Raw genomic sequence first — 22,466 nt, 5'->3', positions numbered from 1 at the left:
AATCTCAGTTCCGGCTTGACAGGCGGGCTGCACCCAGTGCCGCTGCGAACGCAATGGCAAGCATGACAAAGGTGAATTCGGCAACCGCAGACCATCCATCCGCAACCCAGAAATAGCCGCCTGCTGCACCGGCAACACTGGAGCCGAGATAGTAGGCGAGCAGATAGAGCGATGACGCATGTCCCTTTGTGTGGAGTGCCAGCCGACCGACCAGAGCGCTGGCGACCGAATGGCTGACGAAGAAGCCGACTGTCACGAGGATGATACCCACAATGATGACAGGCAGCGGTGCAAAGAGGGTCAGAAGACAGCCCGCAGCCTGTATGGCAAGCCCGATGGGAAGCACGGTGAAATAGCCGAGCCTGTCGCCCATTCTGCCAGCAAGCCATGAAGCTGCAATGCCGAACAGATAGACCGTGAAAATGGCGCCGAGCGCTGTCTGGCTGAGGCTATAAGGCGCCGTCACGAGGCGGAAACCGATATAGTTATAGATGGTGACGAACGAACCCATCACGAGAAAGCCAATAGCAAAGAGCAGTGGCAAGGCCGGGTTGCGGATGTGACCGATCCACGCGCCGAGGTGAAACCGTGCATTGAAGCCGGGACGCGAGACGAAGTTCTGCGAGGCGGGCAGCAGGAGGAGGAAACCAATGGATGCGGCTAGTCCCAGCAGGCCCATACCTGCCAGGCCGACACGCCAGGAGAAATACTCTGCGAGCGTTCCGGCGATGACACGGCCCGCCATGCCGCCGAATGCATTGCCAGCAATATAAAGTCCCATTGACGCGCCAAGGCCACGCGGGTCGATTTCTTCTGCCAGATAGGTCATGGCGACCGCAGGCACGCCGCCAAGCAGCAGGCCCTGCAGGGCGCGAATGACGAGCAGCATATGCCAGTCCGGCACCAATGCACTGGCTATTGTGCAGAGTGCGGAGCCGAGAAGCGAGGCGAACATCAGTGTCCTGCGTCCGAAGCGTTCGGATACAGCTGCGGCACAGAAAATTGCAAAGGCTAGAAAGCCTGTCGAAACAGAAAGCGACAAGGAGCTGGCTGCAGGCGTGATGTTAAAATCATGCGCGAAAAGCGGCATCAGCGGCTGGACGCAGTAAAGCAGGGAGAAGGTCGCAAAGCCGGACAGGAACAGCGCGATGCTCGCATTGCGGAATGCCGGCGTGCCCTTGACGAGATAATTTTTCTGTTCGGTTGCCGTGGGAGCTGAAACGAGCTTGAGCTGGCTTTCCGGTGTTCTGACGCTGTCGAGGCTGCGTTCTGCGAGGCGTGACATGACTTTGCCTTTTCAAATCCTCCCGCTTTTTGATCTAGTCAAAGATGTTTCATTTGTCCAATATATGGAAGTGACGATTGTAATAGCTTTTGGATATGGCGATGGAACTGCGTCATCTGCGTTATTTTCTGGCCGTGGCCGAAGAGGGCAATTTTACACGCGCGGCTGCGAAGCTCGGTATCGGCCAGCCACCGCTCAGCCAGCAGATACGCGACCTCGAAAACGAGATCGGTGTTGCGCTATTTCATCGCGTGCCGCATGGAGCCGAACTGACCGCAGCAGGAACGGCATTCCTCGGTGAAGCGAAGGCTTCTCTTGCTGCCGCCGAGAAGGCGAAGCTCGCAGCGCAAGGCGCGGCACGGGGAGAAACCGGCAGGCTGGCATTGGGCTTTACCGCTTCGTCTGCCTTCAATCCGGTCGTCAGCGGCACGATCCGTAAATTTCGCGCCAGATGGCCCGATGTCCGGCTGACCCTGACGGAGATGAACAGCCATCTTCTGATGGAAAAGCTGGTCAGGGGGGAAGTGGACGCCGCCTTCATCCGACCCGGTTTGGAAAACCCCAAGGATGTGCGCATGAAACGGCTGGCTGATGAGCCGATGCTGATCGCCCTGCCGAGCCATCATCCGCTTGCCGTCCATCCCAAGCTGCCGATTTCAGCTCTGGCAAATGAGGCATTCGTGCTTTTCCCGCGCATTGTGGGGCTTAGCCTTTACGACGATGTGGTTGAGGCTTGCCGAAATGCAGGCTTTGAAATGATCGTCGCGCAGGAAGCACCGCAGATGCCGTCGGTCGTAAACCTGGTCGCCGCCGATCTTGGCGTTTCGATTGTTCCCGCTGCCATTGCCCAGATCAAGCTGGCCGGAGTGACTTACCGTCCAATCGAAGGCGAGCCGCTTCTGGCTCGGCTGGGGCTGGTTTCGATGAAGAACAACCGGTCGCCGCTCATCGATAATCTGACTAGCCTGTTGCCGGATCAGTAATCATGTCCGTTCCGTCGCCGGAAGCGATAGTTTGCTGGCTGTGTCGGCGTTGACCGTCACTTTTGGACATGTATGATGGTTGTCGCGGCGACGTACCTGGGAGGGGACGCTGCTTTTCCATCCTTAAGATAACCGTTCACGAGGGCTCTGACGCCCACAAGCTGAACGGTCGAATTTTGCCCTATCCCGTCCGATTGGAGATTTTCGTGAAAAGACTTCTGATTACCGGTGCTGCGGGCGGACTCGGGCGCGTAATGCGAGATAAACTGGCCGGCAAAGCCGAGCTGCTGCGCCTGTCCGACGTTGCCGATCTCGGCAAAGCCAAACTCAATGAAGAGTTGGTTCAATGCGACCTCGGCGATTTAGATGCAGTCATGCGTCTTGTCGAAGGTTGCGACGGTATTCTGCATCTCGGTGGTATTTCGACCGAGGCGTCTTTCGGCAAAATACTCAACGCAAATATCGTCGGGATGTACAATCTGTATGAAGCTGCGCGGGCGCATGGCCATCCGCGTATCATTTTTGCCAGCTCAAACCATACGATCGGTTTCTATAGACAGGACGAATATATCGACGCAAAGGCGCCCACACGTCCAGACGGTCTTTACGGCATTTCAAAATGCTTCGGTGAGTCCATTGCCAGCATGTATCATGACAAGTTCGGTCAGGAGACGGCAATCGTTCGCATCGGCTCCTGTTTTGAGGAGCCGCGCAATCATCGCATGCTTTCGACCTGGATGTCGTATGACGATTTCGCCGGTCTGATTGAGTGTGTTTTCCGGGCGCCGATGCTGGGATGTCCCGTTATCTGGGGTGTTTCGAACAACGATTCGGCGTGGTGGAACAACAGCCATGCCCGTTTTCTCGGCTGGCACCCCAAGGACAATGCGGAACGTTTCCGGGTCGAGCTGGAGAAGACAACGCCGCGACCAGCGCCGGATTCAGCACTCGCGGTCTATCAGGGCGGTACATTTGTCGATGAACCGATCCATCAGGATGATTGATCGGAACCTTTCTGTTTAACGGCAGAAGCCTCGTAAGGTCAGGGCTCCTCCGGTTTGATAACACCTTGGAGTGCATATTTTGCTTTACGTACCTCAAAACGAAAGCTAAGCTTTTTATCGTGACGCTTTGGGAGGAGTTCACGTGCAGCCAGAACTATCGGCAAAGAGCATATTAAAGACGCAAAAAATGCGGCAGTTCGCTGTGGGCGGTTGCGCATGAGTGCGCCAGATAAAGATGACGGGCCAGCACTGTTGGAAGCTGTGTCGCTTTCCAAATCATTCGGTCCTGTTCAGGTTCTGAAAAATATCGATTTGCGCATTTTCGGCGGCGAAGTCCATGCGATCATCGGCGAGAATGGAGCCGGGAAATCGACGCTGATGAAGTTGCTTGCAGGCAATGAGCGTCCTACGAGCGGAGAAATCCGCATCGACGGCAAGCCGGTTACTTTCTCGGGGCCGGTGGAGGCCGAAGCGCAGGGCATTGTGCTGGTGCATCAGGAAATTCTCCTCGCACCCGATCTGACCGTCGCGCAGAACATCTATCTTGGTCGCGAGCTTAACCGTGGACTGGTTGTCGATGATAAATCGATGCGCGAAGGTGCGCGCAAGGCCATTCATGATCTGGGCGCAGATATCGATCCGGATGCGGTTGTCGGCTCCCTGTCGATTGCGCAGCGCCAGCTGGTCCAGATCGCCCGCGTGCTGCTGGTGCCGCATCGTGTGGTGATTTTTGACGAACCGACCGCTTCGCTGACACCGTTTGAGACGGAAGCGCTGCTGAAAGTCATTCGCGACATTCGCGCAAAGGGCGTCGCTGTTCTTTATATCTCGCACCGCCTGCCGGAAGTGAAGGAAATATCCGATCGCGTGACCGTGCTTCGCGACGGCAAGCTTGTTTCAGCACATCTGTCTTCGGAATTACAGCCGTCCGACATGGCCCGCCTGATGGTCGGTCGTGACGTTTCAAAGCTTTATCCTGACCGCGCAAGCCAGCATGACAACGCTGCCATTCTCGAAGTCGATAACTTCAGCGTACCCGGCTACGTGCAAAATGCGAGCTTCCATCTCAACCGGGGCGAGATACTCGGCTTTGCCGGTCTGGTCGGCGCCGGACGCACGGAGTTGATGGAAGGAATCGTAGGCCTGCGTCCCGGCAAGGGGGACGCGCGCCACAATGGCAAGCCGGTTCATTTCCGCAATGCGCATGAAAGCCAGAAGGCGGGAATTGTTTATCTCAGTGAGGATCGGAAGGGCAAAGGGCTGCTTCTGTCCAAGGACCTGGGCGTCAATCTCACGCTAGCTTCATTGAAGAAATTCGTGAGCGGTTTGCAGATTGATCGCAACCGGGAACGCACTGCACTCGATGATGCGATCCGCGAGTTCGATATTCGCACGGGCCGCAAGGACATTCTGGCAGGTCAGCTTTCGGGGGGGAACCAGCAGAAGCTTTTGCTTGCCAAGATGATGATGCTCGATCCGTCCATCGTCATCATTGATGAACCGACACGTGGCATCGATGTCGGCACAAAGGAGCAGATTTATCAGTTCATCGCCAATCTGGCCGATGACGGGAAATCAATCATCGTCGTTTCGTCGGAAATGCCGGAACTGATCGGTATCTGCGACCGCATCGTCGTGATGCGGGAGGGGCGGGTTGCCGGTGAGGTGACAGGCGACCGTATGACGGAACATGACATCGTCGTGCTTGCAACCGGCGTTGAAGCCGAAAATGCCGCATAAAAACAATAAAGTGGGAAGTAGATGACACAGGTTGCGACCGATAAAAGCTCAGTGGCGAGGACGTCCAAGGATTGGGATCTGCGGGCAATTGCCCCGTTCATCGCGCTCGCCCTGCTGCTTGTTCTGGGCACGATTGCCAACCCGAACTTCATCAGCATCGACAATCTTCTCAATGTCGCAACGCGTAGCGCTTTCATAGCCATTATCGCGCTTGGTGCCACCTATGTGATTTCATCCGGTGGGCTCGACCTATCCGTGGGCGCAATGGTGGCGTTCGTCGCCAGTATCATGATCCTGTTCATGAATAGTGGGGTGATTGCCGATCCGGTGATGATGCTGATTGCCGCGGTGATGCTGGCGCTGATTGTCGGTGCAGCCTGCGGCCTGTTGAATGGTCTGATAACGACGGTTGGCGGCATCGAGCCTTTTATCGCCACGCTCGGCACTATGGGCATCTATCGTGGTCTCACCACATGGTTGTCGCAAGGTGGCGCGATCACCTTGCGCAATCCGGACATTCAGGCGCTTTATCGCCCAGCCTATTTTGGTTCTATTCTTGGAGTGCCAGTGCCGGTTATCGTGATTTTCGTGACGGCAGCGCTTGCGGCATTCGTCCTTTATCGGACCCGCTATGGCCGCCATGTCATTGCAGTCGGATCGAACGAGGATGTAGCGCGCTATTCCGGCATTTCCGTCAAGAAAGTGCGCACTATAGCCTTCATCATTCAGGGCCTTTGCGTCGCTGTGGCCGTGCTTCTTTATGTGCCGCGTCTGGGTTCTACGTCGGCCACGACCGGCCTGATGTGGGAACTGCAGGCGATTACCGCCGTCGTTGTCGGCGGGACGGCGCTGCGCGGCGGCGTGGGCCGTATCTGGGGCACGATCTGCGGCGCGTTCATCTTGGAGATCATCGGAAACATCATGATCCTGTCGAACTTCGTCAGCGAGTATCTGCTCGGTGCAATTCAGGGCGCGATCATCATTATCGCCATGCTGGTGCAGCGTTCGCTGTCGCGAAGATAGGTCTAATGCATGTCTCCCAAAAGCGGGAAGCGGTTTTGGGATAAAGACATGCATGAAAACAAAACCTTAAAGCGTTTCTTACGAGTACGATGAAATGCGGCACGCTTTACGGATTGGCGGAATTGTTGGGGCGATTCCAGCCTGAGAGGAATGAGAGCCCCGTGTTTACTGGGAGGAAGACTATGCGAGGGAATTTGATGAAGCTTGCTTTCGCCGCTTTGACGGCGGGTGCGCTTGCCTTTGGCAGCGCAGCAAGCGCACAGGACAAGAAGGTGACGATCGGCGTGTCGATCCCGGCTGCCGATCACGGCTGGACGGCAGGTGTCGTCTATCACGCCGAACGCGTGGCGAAGCTTCTGATGGCTGAGCATCCGGGCCTCAACGTCATCGTCAAGACGTCGCCCGATGCGGCATCGCAGGCCAATGCGTTGCAGGATCTGGCCGTACAGGGCCTCGACGGGCTGGTTGTTCTGCCAACCGATCCAGATCCGCTTGTCAACGCCATCAAGGAAATCAAGGACAAGGGAACCTTTGTCGCTCTGGTCGACCGTGCGCCGAGCAGCAACGACAATTCCATCCGCGATCTTTACGTGGCGGGTAACAACCCGGCACTCGGACAGGTCGCCGGCGAATATATCAAGAAGACCACGCCCGATGCCCAGGTCGTCGTCATTCGCGGCCTGCCGATCCCGATCGATCAGCAGCGTCAGGACGGTTTCGACAAGGGCATTGAAGGCTCCAACGTGAAGGTTCTGGATCGCCAGTATGGCAACTGGAACCGCGATGATGCTTTCCGTGTCATGCAGGACTTCCTGACCAAATATCCGAAGATCGATGTGGTCTGGGCACAGGATGACGACATGCTTGTCGGCGTTCTCGAAGCCATCAAGCAGGCCAACCGCAGCGACATCCAGTATGTTGTGGGCGGTGCAGGCTCCAAGGACATGATCAAGAAGGTGATGGATGGCGACAAGCTTGTGCCGGTTGATGTTCTCTATCCGCCAGCAATGGTTTCAACTGCCATGGAACTCGCCGCCGGTCATTTCTATGACCAGATTCCTGTGAGCGGTAGCTACATCCTCGATGCAACACTCGTCACCAAGGACAATGCGAAGGATTTCTATTTCCCGGATTCGCCGTTCTAAGGTACTTGAATACCGTGCGCCTGTCTGGGCAGGCGCACGGCTTTTCTTTTCATTCCCGATATGCAGCGCGAAGCGCGCTCTCAAATTGCTCGATGCCGGTTGATGGCGGGGTCCGAGCATATTCAGGAGAAATTTGATGAAGACGATCAAGGGTCCCGGGATTTTTCTTGGGCAGTTCGCAGGCGATGAAGCGCCGTTCAACACATGGGATGGCATCACCAAATGGGCTGCCGAAAAAGGCTATGCCGGGGTGCAGGTTCCCACATGGGCCAGCCAACTGATCGATCTGAAAAAGGCTTCTGAATCGAAGGATTATTGCGACGAATTCGCCGGGGTCGCTCGCCAGAACGGCGTCGAAGTCACGGAGCTTTCGACCCACTTGCAGGGCCAGCTCGTTGCGGTGCACCCGGCCTATGATGAAGCTTTCGACGGTTTCGCAGTGCCGGAGGTGCGCGGCAATCCCAAGGCGCGTCAGGCCTGGGCGGTTGAGCAGGTAAAGATGGCGATCCGCGCCTCGCGCAATCTCGGCATCGGCGCGCATGCAACCTTTTCCGGCGCGCTGGCCTGGCCGTTTGTCTATCCATGGCCGCAGCGTCCTGCCGGTCTGGTCGAAACCGCATTTGAGGAACTCGCCCGACGCTGGAAGCCGATCCTCGATCATGCCGACGAGCACGGGGTCGATATCTGCTATGAAATCCATCCGGGCGAAGACCTGCACGATGGTGTGACCTTCGAGATGTTTCTGGAGCAGGTCAAAAATCACCCGCGGGCCAATATGCTTTACGACCCGTCGCATTATGTCCTGCAGTGCCTCGATTATCTGGACAATATCGACATCTACAAGGACCGCATCAAGATGTTTCACGTCAAGGATGCGGAGTTTAATCCGACCGGGCGGCAAGGTGTCTATGGCGGCTATCAGGGCTGGGTCAATCGTGCAGGCCGCTTCCGCTCGCTCGGTGACGGGCAGGTGGATTTCGGCGCTGTATTCTCCAAGATGGCCGCGAACGATTTTGACGGCTGGGCCGTTGTCGAATGGGAATGCGCGCTGAAGCATCCTGAAGATGGAGCGCGTGAAGGCGCGGAGTTCGTCAAGGCGCATATCATCCGCGTCACCGACAAGGCATTTGACGATTTCGCATCCGGCGGCACCGATGACGCTGCCAATCGCCGTATGCTCGGCCTATAAGATACAGGGATCGATATGACCATCGAAGCAAAGACCACGGAAACAGCTGCTCCCCGTATCCGCCTCGGCATGGTGGGTGGTGGTGCTGGCGCGTTTATCGGCGGCGTTCACCGTATGGCGGCGCGGCTCGACAACCGGTTCGAACTGGTGGCAGGCGCTTTGTCGTCATCAGCGGAAAAGGCGCAGGCCTCGGGACGTGAACTGGGGCTGGCCGAAGACCGCATTTATTCCAGCTACAAGGACATGGCCATTCGTGAGGCGCGGCTGAAAAACGGCATTGAAGCCGTTTCCATCGTAACGCCGAACCACGTTCACTATGAAGCTGCCAAGGAGTTTCTGCGGCGCGGCATTCACGTCATCTGCGACAAGCCGCTGACCTCGACGCTTGCCGATGCGAAGAAGCTGAAAAAGGTTGCCGATGAAAGCGACGCCTTGTTTGTTCTGACGCATAATTACACCGGCTATCCGATGGTGCGGCAGGCACGCGAGATGATCGCCAATGGCGATCTTGGTGATCTTCGTGTCGTACAGGTGGAATATGCGCAGGACTGGCTGACCGAAGCGGTTGAGGCAACCGGTGCAAAGGGCGCTGTCTGGCGCACCGATCCGGCGCAATCGGGACTTGGCGGCGCGACCGGCGATATTGGCACGCACGCGTTCAATCTCGCCTCCTTCGTGACCGGCCTGACGCTTGACAGTCTTGCCGCTGATCTCGACAGTTTTGTCGAAGGACGTCGCCTGGATGACAATGCGCATGTGATGCTGCGTTTTGCGGGTGGTGCCAAGGGCATGCTCTGGTGCAGTCAGGTTGCGCCCGGCAATGAAAATGCGCTGCGCCTGCGCGTATATGGCACAAAGGGCGGCATCGAATGGGCGCAGGAAGACCCGAACTATCTCTGGTTCACGCCTTTTGGCGAGCAAAAGCGGCTCATCACGCGGGGCGGTGCCGGTACTGGCTCTGCGAGCGCCCGCGTGACCCGCGTACCGGCTGGGCATCCTGAAGGTTATCTGGAAGCTTTTGCCGCGATTTATTCGGAAGCGGCCAATGCCATCGAAGCTCATCGCAACGGCAAAAAGCTGGACAGTGCCGTGATCTATCCGACCGTCGATGACGGATTGAAGGGCGTTGCTTTCATCGATGCCTGCGTGCGCTCGTCACAGAAAAACGGCGGCTGGGTCAAGCTTTAGAAATTGACATGTAATAGAAGAAAGGGCGCTGGTGGCGCCCTTTTTTGTATCCGTCGATTATTGGCTTCAAACGTAGCGATTGACGACGTTTTCGAGATACTCCTGGCGGCCGGATTTCGGCTGCGGATTGATGTCCTTCGTTTCGACTTCAGCCGTGATCTGGTCCAGCGAGAGGCCAGTCAAAAGCTTCTTGCCGAAATCGCCGTTCCAGCCTGCATAACGCTCATCGAGCGGCTTGGACAATGCGCCGTCTTCAAGCATTGCGGCGGCTGCTTTCAGCCCGCGTGCACAGCAATCCATGCCACCGATATGGCCGATCAGCAGGTCCTGCGGATCGAGCGACTGACGGCGCAGCTTGGCGTCGAAATTCGTGCCACCGGTGGTGAAGCCGCCTGCAAGCAGGACCTGATAATAGGCGAGTGCCATTTCCGGCACATTGTTCGGGAACTGGTCCGTATCCCAGCCTGACTGATAGTCATTGCGGTTCATGTCGATGGAACCGAAAATGCCAAGTGCACGGGCAAGCGCCAGTTCATGCTCGAACGAGTGACCGGCGAGAATGGCGTGGCCCTGCTCGATATTGACCTTCACTTCGTTTTCGAGGCCGTAACGCTTCAGGAAGCCATAAACCGTCGCGACGTCGTAATCATATTGATGCTTGGTCGGCTCCTGCGGCTTCGGTTCGATCAGGATCGTGCCCTTGAAACCGATCTTATGCTTGTATTCGACTACCAGATTGAGGAACCGTCCCATCTGGTCAAGTTCGCGTCCAAGATCGGTGTTGAGCAGCGTTTCATAGCCTTCGCGACCACCCCAGAGCACGTAGTTCTCACCACCGAGCCGTTTCGTTGCGTCGATGCAGCTTTTTACGGTCGCTGCGGCAAAGGCGAACACATCGGGATCTGGATTGGTTGCGGCCCCGCCCATATAGCGGCGGTTGGAAAAGAGATTGGCTGTGCCCCAGAGAAGCTTTACGCCGGTTTCGGCCTGCTTCTTCTCGAAGATATCGACAATTTCATTGAGATATCGCGTGTTTTCCGCAAAGTTGCGCCCTTCGGGCCGCACATCTGCATCGTGGAAGCAATAATAGGGCGCGCCAAGCAGGGAGAAAAACTCAAAGGCCACATCAGCCTTGAGCTTTGCTGCATCCAGCTCGTTGGAATACCAGGGACGGTCGAAGGTGCGTCCGCCGAACGGGTCGCCACCCTCCCAGGCAAAGCTGTGCCAGTAGGCGACCGCAAAGCGCAGATGGTCTTCCATGCGCTTGCCCAGCACGATTTCATCCGGATTATAGTGACTGAATGCCAGCGGGCTATCACTGTCCGGCCCCTCATATTTAACCTTTTGAATGTCGCCGAAAAATCCGGTGCTCATTGTGTCCTCCCGTTCGAATGTCGTCATGTCTGATTGTTTGCGGCAGCGTCACTAACCGGCGAGGGCGTGAAGTGCCGGATAAAGGGCGTGATAGCGCTGATAGGCTTCCTCATAGGCAGGGAGCAGGGCGGCTTCCGGCTCTATCGTGCGCTCCGTACGCGGTGGCGTGCAGACGGCAAATGGATCGACGCCGGTTGCCGCAATGAGGCCCAGTCGTGCGGCACCAAAAGCGCCACCGAAGTCGCCTTCTTCCGGCAAGGCAATCGGTACATTCAACGCGGTCGCGATTGCCTTCAGCCAATAGGTGGAGCGCGAGCCACCACCGACGGCGGTCAGCGACTTGATATCGGTGCCAGCCGATTGCAGCGCGGCGAGATTGTCACGGATAGCGAAGGCGACGCCTTCCAGAACGGCTTGCGTTAATGCGCGCTGATCGGATTCATGCTCAAGGCCTGAAAATACGCCGCGTATCTTCGCATCGTTATACGGGGTGCGTTCGCCCGAGAGATAGGGCAGGAATGTCGCGCTGCCCGGTGCATTCAGCGTGTCGCCGAGTGCCTTATCGAGTTCATGTGCCGTTTTGCCGACAAGCCGTGCATACCAGTCAAGCGCGCTCGCTGCGGACAGGATGACACCCATCTGGTGCCATGTGTCGGGCAAGGCATGACAGAAGGCATGAACCGCACTTTCAGGCTTCGGCTGATAGGCACCATTTGCGGCAAAGAGTACGCCTGATGTGCCGAGCGAAACGAAGGCATGGCCGGGCTTGACCGTACCCATGCCGCAGGCCGAGGCCGCATTGTCGCCAGCGCCGCCCGCCACGACCGGTTGACCGGCGATACCCCATTCGGCGGCAAGTTCGGCCCGCAGCCGTCCGGTTGCGTCCGTGCCTTCGGCAAGGCGCGGCATCTGGTTTTCATCGAGGTTGGTCTTGTCCAGAAGCTCGCGCGACCAGCGGCGTGCACCGGTATCGAGCCAGCTTGTACCTGCCGAATCCGACATGTCGGAGACATACTCCCCGGTCAGCCAGAGGCGAAGGTAGTCCTTCGGCAGCAGCACCTTACGGATGCGCGCGAAAATCTCCGGTTCGTTATTGGCAACCCAAACCAGCTTCGGTGCGGTAAAACCGGGAAAGACAATATTGCCGGTGATGGCGCGAAACGCCGGATCGGCATCGAGTTTGGCCGCTTCGCGATAGCTGCGCGTATCGTTCCAGAGGATGCAGGGACGCAATACCTGATCCTGTTCGTCCAGCAGGGTGGCACCATGCATCTGGCCGGAAAGGCCGATACCGGCAATCGCCGAAAACTCTTTCGGATGGGCCGCGCGCAGGCCATCAATTGCAGTGCGGCAGGCCTTGATCCACTGTACCGGGTCCTGTTCGCTCCAGCCCGGATGGGGGCGGGACACGTCCAGTTCGCCATGGGCCGAACCGATCACCGTCTGCGCGTCGTCGATCAACAGCGCCTTGACACCGGATGTTCCTAGATCGAGCCCGAGATACATATTTGCTCCTGTTGGAAAGGCGTTGTGGCCCGCGCGTCAGTCGAAATGCGGCAGGTTGTCTTTAAGGAAAATTTCGATGCGGATGTGTTCCTGTCCCGGAACGATCGCCAGACGATCCGCAGATGCTTTGAGAACCCGGATGGCGCTGCGGATTTCATGGCCCGCATCCTGCGCCAGCACCGCATGGATAATGCCATCTGTCAGCGCTTTTGAGGTCACGCTGTCGCGTTCGTGCGCGATGACGAGCGGTCGATTGGATGTATGCTCAGCCAACGCCTTCACAAGACCGCTGTTGCCAGCGCCGAGGCTATAGATCCCGGCAATGTCGCTGCGCTCGTCAAGCAGCTTGCCGACAAGGTGTTCCACACGCGATCCTTCATCGAAGCCTTCCAGAACGGGCAATATCTCGCGACCCGGAAAGTCTGCTTTCATGGCTGCCGTAAAACCGTCGAAACGTTCCTGATGATCGCGGACTTTCAACGAACCGGCGACCACTGCAAGAGCCCCCTCCGTTCCGTTGGCAAAGAGCCCCAGAAGCCGCGCTGCCGTGCGTCCGGCTGCGCCGTTATCGACGCCGACATAATGCGTTCGTGTGGAATGCCCAAGGTCGGATACGAGCGTGACGGCGTGAATGCCTTGCTCACCCAATTGGGCGCAGGCTTCGCGCACGGGATCGGTGTCGACTGCCACGAATGCAACGCCGTCGGGCTTGCGTGAGGCACATTCGTCCAGTGCTGCGACAAGTGCTGCTTCATCGAAGGCCGGAACGAGTACGACATTGACCAGTACACGCTCAGCCAAAGCCCGTTCTGTCGCGGATTGCAGTTCCGCGCGCAGGCTCAGCATGAAGGTATTTTCATTGTCCGGCAAAATAAAATCGAACTGATAAAGCCGTCCGCGTGCGAGGTTGGCAGCGCCCACATCGCGCACATAACCGAGCGTGTTCATCGCTTCCATAACCCGGTCGCGCGTCTTTGCTCTCACACCCGGACGTTCGTTCAGCACACGGTCGACCGTGGCAAGGCTGACGCCCGCTGTTCTGGCTATATCATGGACTGTAGGTTTCATCCTCGCTCCTCGATGCGGACCATAAGATCAAAAATGAGGTACGTAAATCAAAAAATGCTTGCTATTCATTTTTCTTCACGTATCAATGGTTCCCGAGGATGGGGCAGTGTGTCTTTTGCATGCTGTCCCGATGGAGTGATCTTGGCGCACCGCGCCTATGGGAGGATCAGCCATTCAAGGAATAAGCAGCTCTGAAGAGGGCTGTTTTATCGTGCCGAACTCCGGGGGCGGAACACGTTCGGGGGCGCGGTTTGGTATCAGCCGGTAGCAAGCCGGTGTTGTTTGGAGGAGATTTGCATGAAACGTCGTAATTTTCTGACCGGCGCGCTGGTTGCCGCGGCTTTGGGCATTGGCGCCATGGCGTCCACGCCGGTCTATGCTTCGCCGGAAAACCCGGTCATTGGCTTTTCCATCGACGATCTTCGCGTCGAGCGCTGGGCGCGTGACCGCGACTATTTCATTGAAGCGGCGGAAAAGCTGGGCGCCAAGGTCAATGTACAGTCGGCTGACGGCAACGAGGAAAAGCAGGTCAAGCAGGTTGAAAACCTGATTGCGCAGGGTGTTGACGCCATCGTCATCGTGCCCATGAACTCCAAGGTTTTCGATGCGGTTGTGGCTGACGCCAAGGCATCCGGCATCAAGGTTCTGTCCTATGATCGACTGATCCTCAATGCGGATATCGATGCCTATATCTCGTTCGACAACGAGCGCGTCGGCTTCATGCAGGCCGAAGCCGTCCTGAAGGCCAAGCCGGAAGGCAATTATTATCTCCTTGGCGGCTCGCCGACGGATAACAACGCCAAGCTTCTCCGTGCCGGCCAGGAAAAGGCTCTGAAAGAAGCTATCGATTCCGGCAAGGTGAAAGTCATTGGCTCGCAGTGGGTGAAGGAGTGGAGCCCGACGGAAGCGCTCTCCATCATGGAAAATGCTCTGACGGCTGCACAGAACAAGATTGATGCGGTTGTCGCTTCAAATGACGGCACCGCCGGCGGCGCCATTCAGGCTCTTGCCGCGCAGGGACTGGCTGGAAAGACTGCTGTTTCCGGTCAGGATAGCGACCTTGCCGCCGTCAAGCGTCTGATTGACGGTACGCAGACCGTTACGGTCTACAAGCCGCTGAAACTCATTGCTTCGGAAGCTGCCAAGCTGACCGTCCAGATGGTCAAGGGTGAAACGCCTGAGTTCAATTCCAAGCTCGACAATGGCGGCAAGCAGGTCGACACGCTTCTGCTGACGCCGACTGCCGTGACCAAGGACAATATCGACATCTACGTTCAGGACGGCTTCTACACCAAGGAGCAGATTGAAGGGAAGTAAGCTTTTCCGGCGACTTATCCTTGAGAGAATAGTGGGGCCGGAAGTCTGGAAATCATGATCCAGCTTCTGGCCTCACCGACTTGTCGATGCTGTCTGTGACAGCGTTGTCCGGAGCATTTCCGCCAGAAGATGGTGTGGTTTGAAACCGGACGGCTCATGCTGCTGCGTTACTGCAAGGTCATATGCGATGTCCGAATATCTTCTAGAGATGCGCAATATCGGTAAGGACTTCAACGGCGTGAAAGCGCTTGACGGTATTTACCTGAAAGTGCGCGCGGGGGAGTGTGTCGGCCTTTGCGGTGAGAACGGCGCGGGCAAATCCACGCTGATGAAAGTGCTTTCCGGCGTTTATCCCCATGGCACCTGGAGCGGGGAAATTTTCTGGGAAGGCCAGGAACTGAAGGCGACGGGCATCCGCGACACGGAAGCCGCGGGTATCGTCATCATCCATCAGGAACTCATGATGGTGCCGCATCTGTCGGTTGCGGAAAACATCTTTCTGGGATCGGAGCCGACAAGCGGAGGCTTCATCGATTATGACCAGATGAATGCGCGTGCGACGGAACTTCTGGCGCGCCTCAAGATCCATGACATCAATGTCGCGCTTCCGGTCTATCATTATCCGGGTGGCAAGCAGCAGTTGATCGAGATCGCAAAGGCGATCAACAAGAATGCGAAACTGCTCATTCTGGATGAGCCGACATCGGCGCTGACGGCATCCGAAACACGCGTCCTTCTCGATCTCATCAAGGACTTCAAGGCGCAAGGCATGGCCTGTGTCTACATCTCCCACAAGCTGGATGAAGTGGCCGAAATTTCCGACACGGTGACGGTCATTCGCGACGGAACGCATATCGCGACGAAGCCGATGGCGGAACTCACCACGCCAGCCATCATCACCATGATGGTGGGGCGCGAGATGAAAAACCTGTTTCCGCGCGAGCCGCACGATATTGGCGAGGTTGTTTTCGAGGCGCGCAATATCAACTGCTGGGATGTGACCAATCCGGATCGCAAGGTGGTCGACAATGTTTCATTCGCGCTGCGACGCGGTGAAATTCTCGGTATTGCCGGGCTGGTGGGCGCGGGGCGCACGGAACTGGTGTCCAGCCTGTTCGGTGTCTGGCCTGGAGCGCATGACGGTCAAGTCTTTCTGGAAGGCAAGGAGCTGAAAATCCGCACACCGCGCGATGCGGTTCGACAGGGCATCTGCATGGTGCCGGAGGACCGAAAGAAGGATGGCATCCTGCCGATCATGCCTGTGGGCTATAATATGACGGTCTCCGTGCTGGATCGCTTTTCCTTGCGCGGATTGCTCGACAAGGAAGCGGAACTGGCCACGATCCAGCGCGAAATTCTGCGCCTCAAGGTGAAGACTGCCGATCCGATGCTGGAAATTGCATCCCTGTCCGGTGGCAACCAGCAGAAGGCGGTGCTGTCGAAGATGATGCTGCCAGACCCCAAGGTGCTCATTCTCGATGAGCCGACGCGGGGCGTCGATGTTGGTGCGAAATATGAAATCTACAAACTGATCTTCGCACTCGCGAAACAGGGTGTCGCGGTGCTCATGGTCTCTTCCGAAATGCCGGAAGTTCTTGGCATCAGCGACCGTGTTCTCGTGATCGGCGAGGGCAGGCTGCGTGGCGATTTCCCCAATGAAAATCTTACCCAGGAGAAGGTGCTTGCCGCTGCAATCGGCAAACCGATGACCAATGCGGCCTGATCCTCGAATAACTCTTTGTTTTCACGCATTTTCCTTATGCAAAACCGTTTCACATCTTTGCTGGAAATGCTCAAATTTGACCGGTGCATGATATGACATTGACGGGCAAAAGCCTTCGGAAGTTTCTGGCGGATTATAAGATTGTCGCGCTGCTGATTGTGGTTGCGCTCATCTGGGCATTGTTTGCGATCCTTACCTACGATCCTGAAATGGGACGTTCGCAGTTCCTGACGGCACGCAACTTCTCCAATCTTCTACGCCAGATGGCCATTACCGGAATGCTCGCATCGGCGATGGTTTTCGTCATCGTTGCCGGCGAAATCGATCTTTCTGTCGGCGCACTATTAGGGCTTCTGGGCGGTGTCGCCGCTGTTCTCGATGTGATCTACGGATGGCCCTTATGGGCGACGATCAGCACGGTTCTGGTTCTCGGCGTGGCGCTTGGCGCTTTTAACGGCTGGCTGACTGCCTATCTCGGCATACCGTCCTTCATCGTCACGCTCGGCGGCCAGCTTGTGTTTCGCGGCATCGTGCTTGGCATCATGGGTGGCGTCACCATTGCGCCGATCTCTCCGGAGTTCAAATATATCGGACAGGGCTATCTGCCGGGCTGGCTTGGCAATCTCTGCGCTATTGCCCTGTTCGGCGTGCTGATCCTGATGACGCTGCGCACGCGGGCCAGCAAGCGCAAGCATAATCTCCAGACACTTTCATCCGGGATGGAAGTCGCAAGGCTTCTCGGTATTGGTATCCTGATCCTCGGTTTTATCCTGATCCTCAACAGCTATCAGGGTGTGCCGGTTCCGGTGCTGATCCTGCTGGTGATCCTTGGCGTCTTCACTGTCATTGCAAAACAGACCGTGTTCGGTCGCCACATCTATGCGGTTGGTTCGAACACCGAAGCGACGCGCTTTTCCGGCGTGAACGTCAATTTCGTCAAAATGGCCGTCTTCGCACTGATGGGGTTGATGGCGGCGGTGGCTGGCCTGACAACGACCTCACGCCTCGCGGCAGGCACGCCATCGGCAGGCATGGGCGGCGAACTTGACGCCATTGCCTCCTGTTTCATTGGCGGCACCTCCATGCGCGGCGGCGTTGGTTCCGTGCTGGGTGCACTGGTCGGCGCGCTCATCATGTCGAGCCTCGACAACGGCATGTCCATGCTCGGCGTCGATACGTTCTGGCAGCAGATCATCAAGGGCAGCATTCTTGTTCTGGCTGTCTATCTCGACATCGTATCTTCCGGCACGCGGCGTGGATAAGTACGGGTCTATATATTAGACAAATAAAATATATTGAGCCCCACCAATCAGCTGGCTAAACTGCGGCCATGACGATGCTCAAGGATATCGGCGGTCTGCTCGCTCTGACAGCCCGTCTTCTGGCACGGTTCTGGCCCCAGTTGCTGCTTATCGGTACGCTGGGCTATATTGCACGCGACTTGCTGCTCGATGCTGCGGTACGCGCGGGCGGATACTTTCCGCTCGCCGGAATGGTCGTGCTTTCGCTGGTCGTACTTGTGAAGCTGCTCGTCGTGGTGACGATGTTCGCCACGCTGCGCCCCGGATTGCCAGCGCTTGCTTCGTTGCGCCAAACCGCTACGGCAGGAACCGCACCGTCGCCCGACAATCGCAAGGCCGACCGTATGCTGATGGTGACGGCAGCCGTCATTCTGCCGTTCTTCGCCTATTACGCCGCATGGGGCTTTCTTGGCGACACAGTGCGCGAATATTCGCGGCTTGCTTTTGAGCGCACAGCCTTTGGCGAGAAGATGCACATATTCGACCTTGTGCGTTCCGGTAGCCTGATCGCGGCAATTTTCGTCTGCTGGCTGATCCGCTGGATTGCCAAACGGGCGAATGAGAAAGTCCATTCACCTTGGTTGCGGCTGTTGATTGTCGCCGCCGACGCAAGCTGGATATTCATAGGTCTGTTTGCGCTCGACAAGTGGAAGGATGATCTCATCCGCTGGATTGGGGCCGGGTCCCTGCTCGACAGTTTCGATGTCAGTGCTGCATGGTTTTCGATGAGCGCTTACGCTGCCGAAAATTTTGTGCCCGTGGAGTTCCAGCAACCGAGCTTCTGGGTACAGGCGCAGAATCTGTTCTTCTATGCGCTCCTGCCGATGGTCTGGCTGGTGATGGCCGCAATCATCTACGGCTATGATCTGTCCGCCAGGAAAGCACCGGTTCCGCCAGCCCCATCTCGCGGAACGACCTTCCGGAAGTGGTTGAGCGACTTCACTGCACATTATCTGGGCGGTTATCGCAGCCGCTACCGGCCTGTATGGACCTGCCTGAAACTGGTCGTCGGGGCAGGGCTTGGAACCCTGCTGTCGTTTATCGTTCTCTACCGTGCCATAAGCTGGACCGGCGCATGGATCTGGTACGGTACGACCCATTATCTTGGACCATACGATATCGAAATTTGGCAACGCATCGCCAATGTTCTGGCTATTCTGATCGGTAGCCCGACGGAGCTTGATGGCGGCATCCTGCTTGACGCAATACGTATCGCACTTCTGGCGGCAGTCCTCGAATATGCGTTGGTGAGCCAGAAGAACAGGGCTATTTCAGAACCAGATGCTCAGGCTGTTTCCCCAGCATAGAGAGCGATAGCGAAAGCTCTCCGACGTTTTCGGGAACAAGAAAGCTCTCGACGATACGAACCGGGGCGCTGCCATTTTCATTGGCAAGATCGTAGCATTTCGGCTTGTCGGCGGCTTCCGGTTTCAGTTTTTGGATTACTTGATTGGATACATACAACGTCGACCAGCTGCGGCCTTCAGTGTCCGTCGCAGTTACGAAACAGGGGATCAACTGTTTCAACTGTTCACCGTCCTGAATAGTCACTTCGATTTCTGCAAGCACGATATTCGTCTTTGGCAATGTGCCTGGAAACTTGTCCAATGCGACCAGTTTCCAGTTGGCACCAGCATAAGTCTGCACATCGCCACGCGGCACGACAATCGGCTCTTGCAGGTTCTGCTCGATCCATCGCAACAAACCGCCGTCGGAACGCACGAAAACAGCAAGGGGCAGGGCGATAATCAGGAGAGCAAGGCATATCCAGAACGATTTTCGCTCGCCTGAAGAGGCTGCTTCACTCATTGGCTGACCTCCAATTGCCAGGGCATGATGGTCCCCATGCGTTTGATCGCGATTGACTGGCTGACATTGTCCTGCGCCGTGGAGTTCATGCTGATCTGCACCTGTTCTGAAAGAGGGGTCAGTGAAGATTCGGCAATGAGCAGCTTTCCACCTGCGATCTGGTCACGCGGCAATTCAAACACCATCAGTATAGGACGTGGAATCCCCGGCTCCAGTCGTTCTGAGCCGACTATACCGGGCGCATAAGTCGGACGTTTGCTCATGGCGTAGCGGATACCGTTCGGCCCAAGCCATTCGACAGCCGCGAGGCCAAGGCTCTCGATCTTTGCTTTGGCTGCGGCCTCGATGACCAGCCATTCGCCATCCGTATTATAGGCGCGGGTGCTTCCGATGCCGGGTGTCGTCAGTTGCCGGGCCCGATAAACATTCACGATGCCGACGACAAAACGACTGGTTTCTGCTGGCTTTCCCTGCTGTCCTTCAATGGTTACGGAGGAAAAGATATCGCTGTAATAGGGGGTGGAATGCTGCATGCCATATAGCGCGGCGGCGGCCACGCACAGCATGAGAGTGTTTTTGAGCCAGCCCATCATCCTTCGCTCTCGGCAGATGACATATGAACAGGCAATTGGATGACCGCGATGGGGTCCCGATCAAGCCATGTAGAGGCCCCATAGAGATTATCCCGCTTCTTGTAGATTTCACTGCCAATGAGGAGCCGCACTTTCTGCGGCGGAGTTTCACCTTGCGGCCATTCCCATACTACGGTCAGCTTTTCCGGCATGCCGGGATTGATCGGGCTCGCAATCCATTTGTCCTTGATGATGTAAACGATTGGGTCTTTCAGCGCCGGATTTGGCGGATCGAGGGTGAGGAGCCTTCGCGATGCATAGGCTGACGACGCGGAGCGATTGTCCAGACTGACATCGACCATGAGGTAGTTCTTGGGCTCGTAAGGTTTCACTCCGGTCGGTGGAACAGAGCTAAAGCGCGCGCCGGTTATCGCCACGTGCCAGCGCCCGGTATCGACCATCTCGCCGGGGTTCAGTTCCCGCATAGGCTCGGGATTGGCTGCTTCATAAATTGCTGCTGCATAGGAGAATACGCTTGCGGCGGCCGTGCCGATACCCGCAATGACGATGGCAGCCAGTCGCTGCCGGAAGCTTCGACGCTGTTCGTCCGCCATGACACCTCCCTCTGTGCTGGCGATTCAAACGACAATACAGGCCCCCGGCCAAGCCCCCCGGTTCCTATAGCATATCAATGCTCCAGCGTCATCTTTTGGCTTAACCTAGGTTAACCTTCCTCGACGAACACCTCGTCGCGCTTCTTGCGTACCGATGGAAGCAGCACGACCACGAGAACGGCCGCAGCTATGGCGAGCAGAATGGCGCTGATCGGGCGGGTGAAAAAGGTTGCCGGGTCGCCGCGTGACAGGATCATGGCGCGTCGCAGATGTTCCTCCAGCAGCGGGCCGAGAACGAAGCCAAGCAGCAGGGGGGCCGGTTCGCAGCGCAGTTTGGCCAGCAGATAGCCGATGAAGCCGAAGAAGGCGACTGCGTAGAGATCGTAGACATTCGAATTGACGCTATAAACGCCGATTGAACAGAAAGTCATGATAATCGGAAAAAGCACATAGTAGGGCACTGTCAGAAGCTTTACCCACAGGCCGATCAGTGGCAGGTTCAAGATGATGAGCATGAGATTGCCGATCCACATCGACGCAATCACACCCCAGAACAAGGCGGGTTGTTCTGTTGCAACATTTGGGCCGGGCACGATGCCCTGAATAATCATGGCGCCGATCATCAAAGCCATGACCGGATTGGCTGGAATGCCGAGCGTGAGCATCGGAATGAAGGATGTCTGCGCACCGGCATTGTTGGCGGATTCCGGTCCTGCAACGCCTGCTATCGCGCCCTTTCCAAACTCTTCCGGCGTATCGGAAATACGCTTTTCCACCGTGTAGGAAGCAAAAGACGCCAGAATGGCGCCACCGCCGGGCAGGATACCAAGCGCCGAACCGATGACCGTTCCGCGCAGGATTGGCGCAGTCATGCGCTTGAAATCGTCGCGCGTCGGCATCAGTCCTGTGACTTTGGCCATCAGCACTTCGCGCGCATGTTCATTTTCGAGATTGCGCAGAATTTCAGCGATGCCGAACACGCCGATAGCAACGGCAACGAAATTGAGGCCATCCGCATATTCTGTAATGCCGAGCGTGAAACGCGGTGTGCCGGTGTAGATGTCAGTACCGATAAGACCGAGCAGCAGCCCCAGTACAACCATCGCCAGAGCCTTGATGATCGAACCGTGCGCCAGTGCAACGGACGACACCAGCCCGACGACCATCAGTGAGAAATACTCAGCCGAGCCGAATTTCAGGGCGATTTCTGTGAGTGGCGGAGCGAAGATCGCCACCAGAAAGGTGGAGACAGTACCGGCGAAGAATGAACCGATTGCGGCGATCGCAAGTGCTGCACCGGCACGCCCGCGGCGCGCCATCTGGTAGCCGTCGATGGCCGTCACCGCCGACGAGGATTCTCCCGGCATGTTGATGAGAATTGCGGTTGTCGACCCGCCATATTGGGCACCGTAATAGATGCCAGCAAGCATGATCAGTGCGGAAACCGGATCGCCAATCTGGAACGTGATCGGAAGAAGCATGGCAATGGTCGCGGTGGCACCGATGCCCGGCAAAACGCCGATCAACGTGCCAAGCAATACGCCGATAAGGCAAAAGCCGAGATTGGCAAGCGTCGATGCTGTTGAGAAGCCAAGCGCAAGATTGTTGAAAAGCTCCATGCTCGT

19 protein-coding genes are annotated in these 22,466 nt (G+C 56.9%); 11 read left to right on the top strand and 8 right to left on the bottom strand.

Translation table 11 applies throughout. The features are described 5' to 3' along the window. Positions 1–4: 4 nt before the first annotated feature. A complete protein-coding gene (locus ABDF71_RS15710) occupies positions 5–1,285 on the bottom strand; it encodes an MFS transporter (RefSeq protein WP_151663596.1) in 1,281 nt (426 codons plus the stop codon). Between the two features lie 101 nt (positions 1,286–1,386). On the opposite strand from ABDF71_RS15710, the gene ABDF71_RS15705 reads away from it, so the two are divergent. The 7 genes from ABDF71_RS15705 (at position 1,387) to ABDF71_RS15675 (ending at position 9,557) form a co-directional block, all read left to right on the top strand. Next, complete coding sequence (locus tag ABDF71_RS15705) at positions 1,387–2,268, top strand: LysR family transcriptional regulator (RefSeq protein WP_036586663.1); 882 nt, start codon at positions 1,387–1,389, stop codon at positions 2,266–2,268. A gap of 206 nt (positions 2,269–2,474) precedes the next feature. Beyond that, the gene (locus ABDF71_RS15700; RefSeq protein ID WP_151663597.1) at positions 2,475–3,272 is read left to right on the top strand and encodes an NAD-dependent epimerase/dehydratase family protein; all 798 of its coding nucleotides are present in this window, start codon (positions 2,475–2,477) and stop codon (positions 3,270–3,272) included. Between the two features lie 216 nt (positions 3,273–3,488). Then, positions 3,489–5,012: a sugar ABC transporter ATP-binding protein gene (locus tag ABDF71_RS15695; protein WP_151663598.1), complete on the top strand. Its 1,524-nt coding sequence runs from the start codon at positions 3,489–3,491 to the stop codon at positions 5,010–5,012. 21 nt (positions 5,013–5,033) lie between these two features. Continuing rightward, positions 5,034–6,035 (top strand): ABC transporter permease, encoded by a 1,002-nt coding sequence (locus ABDF71_RS15690; RefSeq protein ID WP_010658605.1) that lies wholly within the window; start codon positions 5,034–5,036, stop codon positions 6,033–6,035. Positions 6,036–6,217: 182 nt separating this feature from the next. Continuing rightward, the gene (locus ABDF71_RS15685) at positions 6,218–7,180 is read left to right on the top strand and encodes a substrate-binding domain-containing protein (RefSeq protein ID WP_012092835.1); all 963 of its coding nucleotides are present in this window, start codon (positions 6,218–6,220) and stop codon (positions 7,178–7,180) included. Positions 7,181–7,316: 136 nt separating this feature from the next. Further along, positions 7,317–8,369, top strand: a complete 1,053-nt coding sequence (locus ABDF71_RS15680) for a sugar phosphate isomerase/epimerase family protein (protein ID WP_010658607.1) — start codon at positions 7,317–7,319, stop codon at positions 8,367–8,369. Between the two features lie 15 nt (positions 8,370–8,384). After that, positions 8,385–9,557, top strand: coding sequence for a Gfo/Idh/MocA family protein (locus tag ABDF71_RS15675; protein WP_151663600.1), 1,173 nt, complete (start codon positions 8,385–8,387; stop codon positions 9,555–9,557). Positions 9,558–9,623: 66 nt separating this feature from the next. Here ABDF71_RS15675 and xylA read toward each other — a convergent pair whose 3' ends face one another. From xylA to ABDF71_RS15660, 3 genes are read right to left on the bottom strand one after another with little or no spacing between them, the layout of a single operon-like run. Next, complete coding sequence (gene xylA, locus ABDF71_RS15670; RefSeq protein ID WP_151663601.1) at positions 9,624–10,931, bottom strand: xylose isomerase; 1,308 nt, start codon at positions 10,929–10,931, stop codon at positions 9,624–9,626. Positions 10,932–10,982: 51 nt separating this feature from the next. Beyond that, the gene (xylB, locus tag ABDF71_RS15665) at positions 10,983–12,437 is read right to left on the bottom strand and encodes a xylulokinase (protein WP_151663602.1); all 1,455 of its coding nucleotides are present in this window, start codon (positions 12,435–12,437) and stop codon (positions 10,983–10,985) included. A 36-nt stretch (positions 12,438–12,473) separates the two neighbouring features. After that, positions 12,474–13,505, bottom strand: a complete 1,032-nt coding sequence (locus ABDF71_RS15660; protein WP_258124372.1) for a LacI family DNA-binding transcriptional regulator — start codon at positions 13,503–13,505, stop codon at positions 12,474–12,476. 297 nt (positions 13,506–13,802) lie between these two features. On the opposite strand from ABDF71_RS15660, the gene xylF reads away from it, so the two are divergent. The 4 genes from xylF (at position 13,803) to ABDF71_RS15640 (ending at position 19,153) form a co-directional block, all read left to right on the top strand. Continuing rightward, complete coding sequence (gene xylF, locus ABDF71_RS15655; protein ID WP_010658612.1) at positions 13,803–14,822, top strand: D-xylose ABC transporter substrate-binding protein; 1,020 nt, start codon at positions 13,803–13,805, stop codon at positions 14,820–14,822. Positions 14,823–15,009: 187 nt separating this feature from the next. Then, positions 15,010–16,545: a xylose ABC transporter ATP-binding protein gene (locus tag ABDF71_RS15650; protein WP_036586501.1), complete on the top strand. Its 1,536-nt coding sequence runs from the start codon at positions 15,010–15,012 to the stop codon at positions 16,543–16,545. A gap of 92 nt (positions 16,546–16,637) precedes the next feature. Next, positions 16,638–17,807 (top strand): sugar ABC transporter permease, encoded by a 1,170-nt coding sequence (locus ABDF71_RS15645; protein ID WP_012092841.1) that lies wholly within the window; start codon positions 16,638–16,640, stop codon positions 17,805–17,807. Positions 17,808–17,875: 68 nt separating this feature from the next. Then, positions 17,876–19,153, top strand: coding sequence for a hypothetical protein (locus tag ABDF71_RS15640; RefSeq protein ID WP_036586500.1), 1,278 nt, complete (start codon positions 17,876–17,878; stop codon positions 19,151–19,153). Here ABDF71_RS15640 and ABDF71_RS15635 read toward each other — a convergent pair. From ABDF71_RS15635 to ABDF71_RS15620, 4 genes are all read right to left on the bottom strand, one after another. Next, the gene (locus ABDF71_RS15635; RefSeq protein ID WP_010658616.1) at positions 19,113–19,655 is read right to left on the bottom strand and encodes a hypothetical protein; all 543 of its coding nucleotides are present in this window, start codon (positions 19,653–19,655) and stop codon (positions 19,113–19,115) included. The two genes, ABDF71_RS15640 and ABDF71_RS15635, sit on opposite strands and share 41 nt — an antisense overlap. Further along, positions 19,652–20,245, bottom strand: a complete 594-nt coding sequence (locus ABDF71_RS15630) for a hypothetical protein (RefSeq protein ID WP_010658617.1) — start codon at positions 20,243–20,245, stop codon at positions 19,652–19,654. Before ABDF71_RS15630 ends, ABDF71_RS15635 begins: the two co-directional genes overlap by 4 nt. Further along, positions 20,245–20,841, bottom strand: a complete 597-nt coding sequence (locus tag ABDF71_RS15625) for a hypothetical protein (protein ID WP_151663606.1) — start codon at positions 20,839–20,841, stop codon at positions 20,245–20,247. Before ABDF71_RS15625 ends, ABDF71_RS15630 begins: the two co-directional genes overlap by 1 nt. A gap of 110 nt (positions 20,842–20,951) precedes the next feature. Further along, the gene (locus ABDF71_RS15620) at positions 20,952–22,460 is read right to left on the bottom strand and encodes a tripartite tricarboxylate transporter permease (RefSeq protein ID WP_151663607.1); all 1,509 of its coding nucleotides are present in this window, start codon (positions 22,458–22,460) and stop codon (positions 20,952–20,954) included. Between the last annotated feature and the right edge of the window lie 6 nt (positions 22,461–22,466).

This window comes from Ochrobactrum sp. WV_118_8 (assembly GCF_039631535.1).
GTDB classification, from domain to species: Bacteria; Pseudomonadota; Alphaproteobacteria; order Rhizobiales; family Rhizobiaceae; genus Brucella; species Brucella anthropi.
The sequence above is the reverse complement of the archived record's forward strand: the minus strand, read 5'-3'. Positions and strand labels throughout refer to the sequence as shown.

Bases quoted from the DNA above. Each gene is read 5' to 3' on its own strand.
- ABDF71_RS15710 (WP_151663596.1), bottom strand. From the start codon at position 1,285: ATGTCACGCCTCGCAGAACGCAGCCTCGACAGCGTCAGAACACCGGAA.
- ABDF71_RS15705 (WP_036586663.1), top strand. From the start codon at position 1,387: ATGGAACTGCGTCATCTGCGTTATTTTCTGGCCGTGGCCGAAGAGGGC.
- ABDF71_RS15695 (WP_151663598.1), top strand. From the start codon at position 3,489: ATGAGTGCGCCAGATAAAGATGACGGGCCAGCACTGTTGGAAGCTGTG.
- ABDF71_RS15690 (WP_010658605.1), top strand. From the start codon at position 5,034: ATGACACAGGTTGCGACCGATAAAAGCTCAGTGGCGAGGACGTCCAAG.
- ABDF71_RS15685 (WP_012092835.1), top strand. From the start codon at position 6,218: ATGCGAGGGAATTTGATGAAGCTTGCTTTCGCCGCTTTGACGGCGGGT.
- ABDF71_RS15680 (WP_010658607.1), top strand. From the start codon at position 7,317: ATGAAGACGATCAAGGGTCCCGGGATTTTTCTTGGGCAGTTCGCAGGC.
- ABDF71_RS15675 (WP_151663600.1), top strand. From the start codon at position 8,385: ATGACCATCGAAGCAAAGACCACGGAAACAGCTGCTCCCCGTATCCGC.
- xylA (WP_151663601.1), bottom strand. From the start codon at position 10,931: ATGAGCACCGGATTTTTCGGCGACATTCAAAAGGTTAAATATGAGGGG.
- xylB (WP_151663602.1), bottom strand. From the start codon at position 12,437: ATGTATCTCGGGCTCGATCTAGGAACATCCGGTGTCAAGGCGCTGTTG.
- ABDF71_RS15660 (WP_258124372.1), bottom strand. From the start codon at position 13,505: ATGAAACCTACAGTCCATGATATAGCCAGAACAGCGGGCGTCAGCCTT.
- xylF (WP_010658612.1), top strand. From the start codon at position 13,803: ATGAAACGTCGTAATTTTCTGACCGGCGCGCTGGTTGCCGCGGCTTTG.
- ABDF71_RS15650 (WP_036586501.1), top strand. From the start codon at position 15,010: ATGTCCGAATATCTTCTAGAGATGCGCAATATCGGTAAGGACTTCAAC.
- ABDF71_RS15645 (WP_012092841.1), top strand. From the start codon at position 16,638: ATGACATTGACGGGCAAAAGCCTTCGGAAGTTTCTGGCGGATTATAAG.
- ABDF71_RS15640 (WP_036586500.1), top strand. From the start codon at position 17,876: ATGACGATGCTCAAGGATATCGGCGGTCTGCTCGCTCTGACAGCCCGT.
- ABDF71_RS15635 (WP_010658616.1), bottom strand. From the start codon at position 19,655: ATGAGTGAAGCAGCCTCTTCAGGCGAGCGAAAATCGTTCTGGATATGC.
- ABDF71_RS15630 (WP_010658617.1), bottom strand. From the start codon at position 20,245: ATGGGCTGGCTCAAAAACACTCTCATGCTGTGCGTGGCCGCCGCCGCG.
- ABDF71_RS15625 (WP_151663606.1), bottom strand. From the start codon at position 20,841: ATGGCGGACGAACAGCGTCGAAGCTTCCGGCAGCGACTGGCTGCCATC.
- ABDF71_RS15620 (WP_151663607.1), bottom strand. From the start codon at position 22,460: ATGGAGCTTTTCAACAATCTTGCGCTTGGCTTCTCAACAGCATCGACG.